Raw genomic sequence first — 9,003 nt, forward strand, 5'->3', positions numbered from 1 at the left:
AGCCGAAAATCCAAGTGCAAAGAGTACAATGTTGCAACATATTAGCAAGGAGTGCTCGATGTGTAAAAAATTTTGGCTAAAGAGCTTATTTGTTTTTTTTAGTGCCCTTCCGGCGTTAGCGAATGCCACTATCCCTGGATTTTATATTTTAGGTCAAATCGGCTCGGGTAATACGCATGCGGAAGCGTCCGATGCAGCGGCACTTTCTATTGATAGTAAAGTCGTATTTACTGGCCGTATTGCGGGTGGTTATCAATTCAACCAAAATTTAGCGTTGGAAATTGGTTATACGCGCTTTTCGGATATAGATTTTTCAGGTGTAGGTGGTGTTTCTGGTCAAAATATCTCGTTAAGTGAGAACGCGCTTGATTTTATGGCAAAACCGCTATTGCCACTTTCTAATAATTTTAATATTTATGCAAAAATGGGTTTAGCGTACGTTAAAGCAGATGGCTCTGGTATCGTGAATGGGATATCGTATTTAGGTTATTCAGATGGCTGGGATCCTGCTTTTGGTTTAGGTCTCAGTTATGACATTACACCCAATGTATTAATTGATTTAGCATGGACACGCTTCCAAAGTGTAGGTGGAAGTAATTCTACCCCTAGCGCTGATTTTTATTCTGTGGGCGTGGCTTATTATTTTGGTTAGTAAACAAAGCAGCAACAAAATACGTTAATATATTCTGCTGTATATTTATAATTCTAAGCTTTAGGAGTCCCCTGTGCTAAAAAAAATTTCTACTGCCGCCTTGCTCATAGGTATCTGTATCACACAATCCGCACGGGCAGAAATGGATGGATTTTATGCCGGCGCACAACTGGGATATGGTAATACGCATATTAATACCAGTAATTTGGTAACCATCAACAATGGTGTTTCCTCGGTTGCCTTACCGGATTTAAATAACTGGGCGGCCGCTTATAGGCTTAGTTTTGGCTATCAGCTGAATAAAAATTTAGCCGTTGAAGTCGGTTACCGTCGTTTTAGCAACAGCGAAATCACCGCAACGGGTGGTACAAATTATCTTGCCACGGCATCCGCTCAAGAAAGAGCATTTGATTTAACCGGGAAAGCGATATTGCCACTGACCAAGGAACTGAGTGCGTACGGAAAACTAGGTGTTGCTTATGTCAAAGCTAATTCTCAAGGTTATGCAACTACGAATGGATCATATACTTCCACTAGCCATAGTTACACGAATACATTAGAACCTACCATTGGTTTAGGTATCAGTTATGCATTAAAACCTAATGTACCAGTTGAATTTTCCTGGAATCGTATTCAAAAAATAGGTGGTGGCAATCACGCGCCTAGCAGTGACTTTTATGCACTGGGTGTTTCTTATTATTTTGGCTAAACCAGACAGATTTTTGTTTCTAATGAATGGATGAGCCTAATAATTTGCTGTAAAAATTGACAATGTCAACGCCAGACGATTAAATACAGCTTCTAACAAGAAAATCTCTCCAGGAGAAAATAATAACAATGTTTAAGAAAATCATCACTATTAGTCTATTCAGTGTTTCCGCTTTAGCGCTCGTAAACGCTAACGCTGCAACTGTTTCAGATACCGCTCAAAACGCGAAAAAGAACAACAAGCCTGCTCAAGTAGCACCTGCAAAGCGCAAAGCTAAGCCTGTTGTTGTAGAAGCGAAAGACAGCAACGGTCAGTTTCAAACCATTTCTGTACAACGTGCTAGCCAAGTTCCTGCCGGCGTGTATGTAACAGGTCAAATTGGTTACGCTGATACCGGCTTAAAATCTAACGTACAGCAAAGAATGCTTGATAATAATGGTATTGCCGGTCGTGTAGCGCTGGGTTATAAAATCACCCCAAACGTTGCCATGGAAGTTGGTTTTTTGCAATTACAAGATGGCAAAACCAAGCTTGACGCAGCAACTGTTTCTAGTAACCAATATGCGCTTGATATTGCTGGAAAAGGCATATTACCTGTAACGCATAATGTTAATGTTTATGGTAAAGCCGGTGTTGCTTACTTAACAACCCGTTTACAAACAAATGATGGTAATAACTCCTTTAATACTAACGATGCCCTAGGTATTGCCAAACACAAATGGGCGCCTGAAGTGGCTGTAGGTATGAGCTATGACGTTACACAAAATATTAACGTTGATACTTCCTTCACCCACATCCACCCAGTAGGAAACAATCGTCCGGGTAACATTAACTTTCTAGCTGTCGGTGTAGGATACACTTTTGGTTAGTTCGTTATCGTGTTAAAAAAAACCCCTTGTATAAGGGGTTTTTTGTTTTATCAGTTCATTTTTTGGTAATGTTAGCTTTACCTTTACACTTTACCCTTCATTGGATAACAGTACATTTTTTAACCAACTCCTTTACTTAAGGTTTGATTAAAACACTTATTTTTACCGTTAGTTTAATTATTTTTAAAAAGTATATGCACTTTTACTTACATTAATAATTAGTAATAGATTAATTTGATAAAAGTTATTATCTCTTGACATAACTTGACAACAAGTTGAGCGAACGTTTAAATAGAGGCTCGTTTAACTAGTTAACCTCTTAGGAGAGAATAATAAATGCTTAAAAAAGTAATCACAACGGCTGTACTTGCTGTCTCTGCGCTTAGCGTTATGACTGCCAATGCCGCTGCTCCTGGCCCGTATATTACTGGTCAACTCGGTTACGCTGACACGCACATGGGACCTAAAACCAATGTAGACAAATTGTCTAACAATGGTATCGCAGGTCGTTTGGCCGTTGGTTACCAACTAAACCAAAATTTAGCGGTTGAAGCAGGTTATTTACAATTACGTAGTAAAAAAGTAAATACCGATCTAAATCCTAAGCTTAGCCAACATGCCATTGATTTAGCTGCAAAAGGTATTTTACCGATTGCTAATAATCTAAATGTCTATGGAAAAGTGGGCGTAGCTTATTTAACCACAACCGTTAAATCGGATGATGATTCCGTATCGGCTGTTAATAAGTACAAATGGGCGCCTGAAGCGGCTGTTGGTGTGAGCTACGACATTACACCAAACGTTTCAGTTGATACCTCTTGGACACATATCCAGCCTATCGGTGGTAAGAACCGCCCTGGTAACATTGACTTTGTTGCCGTCGGTGTAGGTTATAACTTCGGTTAATCGATTATTCTTAATCTGACCAAAGTTTGAGCGTTAAAAAGCCCGGTTTATCCGGGCTTTTTTTATTAAACTTAATCAATTTTTTAGATAACAATATTTTTACTAATTTAGTAGATTGATTGACAATCCGTGTTTTAGTCTAAATAATGCTCAACTTAACTAATTAAGCTCTTTTGGAGAACAATAAAAATGCTTAAGAAAATCATCACAACAGCCGTACTTGGTGTTTCTGCACTGGGTGTTATGGCCGCTAATGCAGCAACCCCTGGCGTGTATGTTTCTGGCCAGCTCGGTTATGCCAATGCCCATATGGGTAATAAACTAAATATTGCTAATGATATTAACAATATAGTATCTCCGTTTAGCGATGATCAGGATACACTCTCTGTACAAAGCTTAGGCGCGAATAAAGTTTCTGATAATGGATTAGCCGGCCGTTTAGCCTTGGGCTATCAATTCAGCCAAAATTTTGCAGTTGAATTAGGTTATATGCAATTACATGGCGGAAAAACGAATGCAAATTATGCTATAACCGATACCAATATTGACCCTGAGTATAATAACACCGTAAATGTTAATGGAAAATTAAAACTCAATCAGAATGCTATTGACGTGGCTGCAAAAGGTATTTTACCGATTGCAAGCAATTTTAATGTCTATGGTAAGCTGGGTGTAGCTTATTTAACCACGACAGTAGAAGCTAACTCTATTTCCGTGACAGATGCTAAAAATAAACCTGCTAATTTTCCTATTCCATCATCCATGACATTAGTTCCTGGTGACGTAGCTAAACACATATGGGCGCCTGAAGCGGCTGTGGGTGTGAGCTATGACATTACGCCAAATGTATCGGTTGATACTTCTTGGACGCATATCCAACCCGTTGGTAAAAACCGTCCCGGTAACATTGATTTTGTTGCTGTGGGTCTTGGTTACCACTTCGGTTAATCGATGAGTCTACTCATCTGATCTTAACTCTAAGATCTAAAAAGCCCGGTTCACCCTGGCTTTTTTATTTGATAATAATTATCCTTTGCCAAGTGAGTCGCTATGCTCCCGAAGAATTTCGGCCATGGTGTCCCCGAAATTCGTTCGCATGACGCGACTGAAATTAGGCCGCGATACGTCCTGCGTCCGGCACGCACTCACTCCTTCGGAGTTCATGCCCGTGCCTCGCACAAATGACTTTACGGCGTGATGCGTTTCCTGCTTCGCCCGTCAACGCACGCCTATCGCGGGCTCTTCGACTTCGCATTGCTTTCACAATGCTTTCCTGTCTCATCGTTGGATTGCCGCGCGCCTGCGGCGCTCGCAATGACAATGCACCTAGCCGTGACGGCCATTTTTCTCGGCTGACAATCCGCTTTGTTTTCCCAGTAAGGGTTTTAAAAATTTCCCAGTATAAGACGCAGGATTCTTAGCCACTTGCTCTGGTGTGCCTTCACAAACAATTTCCCCACCCTTATTTCCACCTTCAGGGCCTAAATCAATAATCCAATCTGCTGTTTTAATGACATCCAGATTATGCTCGATGATGACCACGGTATTACCATGATCACGTAAACGATATAAAACCTTTAATAACTGCTCAATATCGTAAAAATGTAAACCCGTGGTGGGCTCATCAAGAATATAAAGCGTTTGACCGGTATCACGTTTACTGAGTTCTTTTGCCAGTTTAATCCGCTGCGCTTCACCACCGGAGAGTGTGGGTGCACTTTGACCGAGACGAATATAAGAAAGACCGACTTCAACCAGCATTTGTAGCTTTCTAGCCAGTACCGGAACAGGCTTAAAGAAAACTGCCGCATCTTCCACGGTCATTTCTAGAATTTCATGAATGCTTTTACCTTTATACTGTATCTCTAAGGTTTCTCGATTATAACGTTTGCCCTTACACACATCACATTGCACATAGATATCAGCCAGAAAATGCATCTCAACCTTCAGTACACCGTCGCCTTCACAAGCTTCGCAGCGCCCGCCTTTGACATTAAAGCTAAATCGCCCTGGTTTATAACCGCGTGAACGTGATTCTGGGGTAGCGGCAAACAATTCGCGTATGGGTGTAAACAGCCCAATATACGTGGCTGGATTGGAACGAGGGGTACGTCCAATGGGGCTTTGATCAATATCAATCACCTTATCCAGCTGTTCTAAACCGGTAATTTCCGTATAAGGCGCAGGCTGAATCAGCGTGGCATTATTTAATGCTCTTGCGGTGATGGGATAAAGCGTGTCATTGATTAAGGTGGATTTACCTGAACCCGAAACGCCGGTAATACAGGTCATCAGACCCAAAGGAATCGTAACATCCAGATTTTTTAAATTATTCCCAGAAGCCCCTATCAACTTCAGTACATGCTTTGAATTCGGTTTATGACGCTTTTTAGGTGGATTGATCTGGCGCTCACCTGAGAGATACTTTCCGGTTAAGGAGTCCGGGTTACGCATAATCGCGGCCGGTGAACCTTGTGCAATCACCTGCCCGCCGTGTACGCCAGCACCGGGGCCCATATCAACCACATAATCAGCGTGCCGTATCGCCTCTTCATCGTGCTCTACCACGATAACGGTATTACCTAAATCGCGTAAATGTAATAAGGTGTTGAGTAAGCGTTCATTGTCTCGTTGATGCAAGCCAATCGAAGGTTCATCCAAAATATACATCACCCCTACTAAACCCGAACCAATTTGACTCGCCAGTCGAATACGTTGTGATTCACCGCCCGATAAGGTATCGGCGCTACGATCTAATGATAAATAATTTAAGCCCACATCAATTAAAAATTTTAAACGATCAATGATTTCCTTTTTTAAACCTTTGGCAATTTCAGCACGTTGTCCGGATAAGCTTAATTTTTCAAAACGAGCGCGGAGTTGATCAATCGGTAAGGCAGCCCACTGTGCAATGGATTTATCGGCTACAAAAACGTTACGTGCAGCTTCTTTTAAACGAGTACCACCACAGGCCGAACAAGGTTTTAATACCAAATAACGCGCGAGTTCGTCTCTCACCATTTGTGATTCAGTCTCCTGATAACGGCGTTGTATCATTGGAATAACGCCTTCAAATGCTTTCTTTTTACTATAGGTATGTCCTTTTTCAGTTTTGTACTGGAAATTAATTTCCTCTTCTCCGCTACCTTCTAAAATCATCTTTTGAATGTTTTTTGGCAACTTATTAAAGGGTTTATCCAAAGAAAAGTCGTAGTGCTTGGCTAAAGCGCTTAATAGCGAAAAATAATAGGGATTGTGTGCATTCCAACCCTGTATAGCACCTTTAGCTAAGGTTTTTTCAGGATGCGATAATATTTTTTCGGGATCAAAAATTTGTTCATGGCCAATACCGTCACATTGTGGACAAGCGCCGGCTGGATTATTAAATGAAAATAAACGCGGCTCTAACTCACTGATACTATAACCACATTCGGTACAAGCAAATCGTTCGGAGAAAACTAATTCCTGCGCTTTTTTATTGGCTGAATCCGGTTGTACTACCACCATCACCAAACCTTCACTGAGTGAAGCGGCGGTTGCCAAGGATTCACTTAAACGCAATCGATTTTCAGGTTTTATTTTAATGCCTCTATCTACCACCACTTCAATCGTATGTTTTTGTTTAGCGTTTAAAGAAGAAAGTTGATCTAATTCTTGGAGTTGCCCATCAATACGTACGCGCAGATAACCTTGACTACGCAAGTGATCAAACAATTGTTTATATTCGCCTTTTCGCCCTCGAACTAACGGCGCTAAGATGGAAAGCCCGGTCTCGTTCGGCAAAGCCATCAAGGTGTCTACCATTTGACTGACACTTTGTGCCGCTAAGCTAGTACCATGAATAGGACAACGTGGCTCCCCTACTCTGGCAAATAAAACACGTAAGTAGTCATAGATTTCGGTGACCGTTCCCACCGTGGAACGTGGGTTATGTGAGGTCGATTTTTGATCAATCGCAATCGCTGGAGAAAGTCCTTCAATGTGATCCACATCGGGCTTTTCCATCATCGAAAGAAATTGGCGTGCGTAGGACGATAAAGACTCTACATAGCGACGTTGCCCTTCCGCATAGAGCGTATCAAACGCCAAAGAAGATTTACCCGAACCGGATAAGCCTGTCATGACAACCAATTGTCCGCGGGGTATATCTAAATCGATATTTTTTAGATTATGCGTACGCGCGCCGCGAATTTGAATAATATCCATAGAGCTCTACGTTAAATTTTAGAATAAACGAGTCAATGATCTAACAAACCTCGCACTATAACCCCGAACATTGCGAAAAGAAACCTCTTATAAAAACCCTAGTTTTAGCTTTCTTTTTTTACTCACAAGAATTAGAATTTGTATTTAGTATCGATTTTGTCGGAGTACCCTAATGGCTAGAGGCATTAATAAAGTAATATTGATAGGTAATCTAGGTGCGGATCCTGAAATTCGCCATATGCCAAGTGGTGGTGCTGTAGCAACCATTAATATTGCAACCAGTGAAACCTGGAAAGATAAACAAACCGGTGAACAACATGATCGTACCGAGTGGCATCGTGTCGTTCTCTTTCAGCGACTCGCTGAAATTGTCGGTGAATATCTGAAAAAAGGCTCTAAAGTCTATATTGAAGGACGCTTGCAAACTCGAAAATGGCAAGATAAAACAACCGGTCAAGATCGGTACACCACTGAAATTGTGGCAAATGAACTACAAATGCTCGATAGTCGAGGTGCTCAAGCATCCGACACCCCTGCGTTTACACAACAGAATAATAATTTCTCAGCATCGCCGCAGCCTGCACGCGGAACGAACAAGTCAACCGAAATGGTCAGTGAATTTGCTGACGATGATATTCCTTTTTAATAGGGATGCGACTAGAGTTGTCTAAAAGGCAAACAACGACACGCGCTCCTGTCCTTCGGCTGGACCACCTTGCTTAGCTAAATTTTGTTAGCTATAGCGCAAATTTTAAGCACGCCGGTCCAACGATGAGACAGGAAAGCATTGTGAAAGCAATGCGAAGTCGAAGAGCCCGCGATAGGCGTGCGTTGACGGGCGAAGCAGGAAACGCATCACGCCGTAAAGTCATTTGTGGGAGGCACGGGCATGAACTCCGAAGTAGTGAGTGCGTGCCGGACGCAGGACGTATCGCGGCCTAATTTCAGTCGCGTCATGCGAACGAATTTCGGGGACACGATGGCCGAAATTCTTCGGGAGCATAGCGACTCACTTGGCTACCTATCCTTAAACTTGATTTATTGAATGACTTGGCTACTCTTTGGATAGAGAGGCTTTTTTCTCTGCAAGATCATCAATATGAGATAAAAAACGATGAAATATTTAATTGCTTGGTTATTGGGCATCCCTATTGCCGTATTACTACTTATTTGGTTATTTAGTCATCTATTTTGATACAAAACCGTAAAAAAATAGTCGAAAACTAAGGTTTCTATTTTTAAATAGGAGTATTCATTATTATGAAAGCAAAATTACTTATTATTTTAAGCTTAATCGCATTACCTATTGTTGGCCCAATGGCTATGGGTAATCATAAAATACTACCACAAGAATCCACGGGTCAATATGTTGATAACAGTGTAATAACACTGAAAGTTAAATCAAAGTTATTGGCTGATGCCGATCTTAAAAGCTTAGCTATTTCTGTTATGAGCTACAAAGGCCAAGTCAAGCTAACGGGGTTTGTTGATACAGACGCTGAAAAACTACAAGCAACCAAGCTCGCAAAACAAGTTGAAGGCGTTACGAATGTAAACAATGCCTTAATTGTTAAAAAAATGCCAAAGTAAGAAATTAATCGGCGTATAGACTTAAACCTGTCACCCCACTTTCATGTGGGGTGACAGGCTATTTTATTGAT

General features: G+C 41.4%; 10 protein-coding genes. 8 read left to right on the forward strand and 2 right to left on the reverse strand.

Annotated features, from left to right (window positions below; translation table 11 throughout):
- The first annotated feature begins 58 nt into the window (after nt 1-58).
- The 5 genes from KX723_RS04835 to KX723_RS04855 all read left to right on the forward strand — a co-directional run bounded on the left by KX723_RS04835 (nt 59) and on the right by KX723_RS04855 (nt 4,084).
- Nucleotides 59-652: an outer membrane beta-barrel protein gene (locus KX723_RS04835; protein WP_218813307.1), complete on the forward strand. Its 594-nt coding sequence runs from the start codon at nt 59-61 to the stop codon at nt 650-652.
- 73 nt (nt 653-725) lie between these two features.
- Nucleotides 726-1,361 carry an outer membrane beta-barrel protein gene (locus KX723_RS04840; RefSeq protein WP_218813308.1) on the forward strand — a complete coding sequence of 212 codons (636 nt, stop codon included), beginning with the start codon at nt 726-728 and terminating at the stop codon, nt 1,359-1,361.
- Nucleotides 1,362-1,489: 128 nt separating this feature from the next.
- On the forward strand, nt 1,490-2,230 hold the full coding sequence (locus KX723_RS04845) for a porin family protein (protein ID WP_218813309.1): 741 nt from the start codon (nt 1,490-1,492) through the stop codon (nt 2,228-2,230).
- A gap of 336 nt (nt 2,231-2,566) precedes the next feature.
- Nucleotides 2,567-3,136, forward strand: a complete 570-nt coding sequence (locus tag KX723_RS04850) for a porin family protein (RefSeq protein ID WP_218813310.1) — start codon at nt 2,567-2,569, stop codon at nt 3,134-3,136.
- A gap of 189 nt (nt 3,137-3,325) precedes the next feature.
- Nucleotides 3,326-4,084: an outer membrane beta-barrel protein gene (locus KX723_RS04855; protein ID WP_218813311.1), complete on the forward strand. Its 759-nt coding sequence runs from the start codon at nt 3,326-3,328 to the stop codon at nt 4,082-4,084.
- Nucleotides 4,085-4,247: 163 nt separating this feature from the next.
- Here KX723_RS04855 and KX723_RS04860 read toward each other — a convergent pair whose 3' ends face one another.
- Together KX723_RS04860 and uvrA are read right to left on the reverse strand one after the other, a co-directional pair.
- Entirely contained in the window at nt 4,248-4,418 is a 171-nt protein-coding gene (locus KX723_RS04860) for a hypothetical protein (protein ID WP_218813312.1), read from the reverse strand.
- Nucleotides 4,419-4,462: 44 nt separating this feature from the next.
- Entirely contained in the window at nt 4,463-7,342 is a 2,880-nt protein-coding gene (gene uvrA / locus KX723_RS04865; RefSeq protein ID WP_218813313.1) for an excinuclease ABC subunit UvrA, read from the reverse strand.
- A 172-nt stretch (nt 7,343-7,514) separates the two neighbouring features.
- On the opposite strand from uvrA, the gene ssb reads away from it, so the two are divergent.
- From ssb to KX723_RS04880, 3 genes are all read left to right on the forward strand, one after another.
- Nucleotides 7,515-7,988 (forward strand): single-stranded DNA-binding protein, encoded by a 474-nt coding sequence (gene ssb, locus KX723_RS04870; RefSeq protein ID WP_218813314.1) that lies wholly within the window; start codon nt 7,515-7,517, stop codon nt 7,986-7,988.
- 125 nt (nt 7,989-8,113) lie between these two features.
- Nucleotides 8,114-8,284 carry a hypothetical protein gene (locus KX723_RS04875; RefSeq protein ID WP_218813315.1) on the forward strand — a complete coding sequence of 57 codons (171 nt, stop codon included), beginning with the start codon at nt 8,114-8,116 and terminating at the stop codon, nt 8,282-8,284.
- Nucleotides 8,285-8,602: 318 nt separating this feature from the next.
- A complete protein-coding gene (locus KX723_RS04880) occupies nt 8,603-8,932 on the forward strand; it encodes a BON domain-containing protein (protein ID WP_218813316.1) in 330 nt (109 codons plus the stop codon).
- Nucleotides 8,933-9,003 lie beyond the last annotated feature (71 nt).

It is taken from the genome of Rickettsiella endosymbiont of Dermanyssus gallinae (assembly GCF_019285595.1).
Classification (GTDB): domain Bacteria; phylum Pseudomonadota; class Gammaproteobacteria; order Diplorickettsiales; family Diplorickettsiaceae; genus Rickettsiella_B.